Annotated in this window: 1 protein-coding gene; it reads right to left on the reverse strand. The window is 65.6% G+C overall.

Going from position 1 to position 1078, the window contains the following annotated elements; all coding sequences use genetic code 11:
• Positions 1–1078, reverse strand: a 1078-nt coding sequence (locus A1351_RS04070; RefSeq protein ID WP_198162207.1) for an ABC transporter substrate-binding protein, incomplete at both ends; no start/stop codon positions are given.

Here is a 1078-nt window from a genome sequence, read left to right on the forward strand (position 1 = left end):
CCACCTGCCGATCGAGATGCAGGCATCGCGCGACGGCGCCGAGCTCGTCTTCGGCGCGCTCGCGCGGCGTCTCGCCGAGCGCGCGGATTTCGGCGAGGATCGCGTTTACGATCTGCGGCTGGCCGCAAGCGAAGTGTCGGCGCGCGACATAGAATTGATGGTTCTCGACGAAGCCGGAGCCATCGAGGAGCACGTGAGCCTTGCTCCCCATGCGCGCGGCGCTCAGGAGCGGCTCCCAAATCGCCCATGCGTCGATCGCGCCGTCACGCAAATCCTCGAGCAGATCGAGCGTCGGAGGGACATAGACCGGCTCGATGTCATCGCGCGACAGACCGCGGATGTTGAGCGCGGTCGTGAGAAAATGATCGGCGTTCGACCATCGGCTGAAGGCGACGCGCTTGCCTCTCAGATCGTCGATCGAGCGGAGACGCGGATCGACGACGACGAGGGCGACATCGGTCGGGGCGGGCGATTCATAGCCGACATAGAAGAAGGGAACGCCCATTGCGAGCGCGAAGACCGGCGCGGCCTCGCCGGTGACTCCGATGTCGATCTCGCCGCGGCCGATCGCGTCGAGAACAGCAGGCCCGGCGCTGAACTCCCGCCATTCGGCGCGGTAGCCGAAGGGTCGAAGATGCTCGTCGAGCGAGCCGAGCGCCCGCAAGGCCGCGAGCGTGCCGAATTTCTGAAAGCCCAGCCGCACGACATTGGGGGCGCTTCGCGCGGGCGTCCGCTTCTGGTCGCGCGATTTCTTCGGCAGGCTCTTCTTGCGCGGAGCAATGACGCCCATATGGCCGAGATGGGTGCGCAGCTCGTTGCGGCTCATGCCGAGCCGATCGGCGGTGTGGACCTGATTGCCGCGCTCGAGATCGAGAGCGACCGAGACGAGAGAACGGGTCACGCGGTCGAAAAGGTTCTTCTCGCCCTGCGTGATCGCGGTTTCGAGCAGGCCGCGCAGGCGCATCTCGAAATCGGCGATTTCTTCCGCATGCAGCGCGTCGAACGCCTCGACGATCGGCACATCGCTTATGCGCGTCTCCTGCGTCAGCAGCAGCGCATTGTGGAGCACATTCTCCAG

It is taken from the genome of Methylosinus sp. R-45379 (genome assembly GCF_001644125.1).
GTDB lineage: Bacteria > Pseudomonadota > Alphaproteobacteria > Rhizobiales > Beijerinckiaceae > Methylosinus.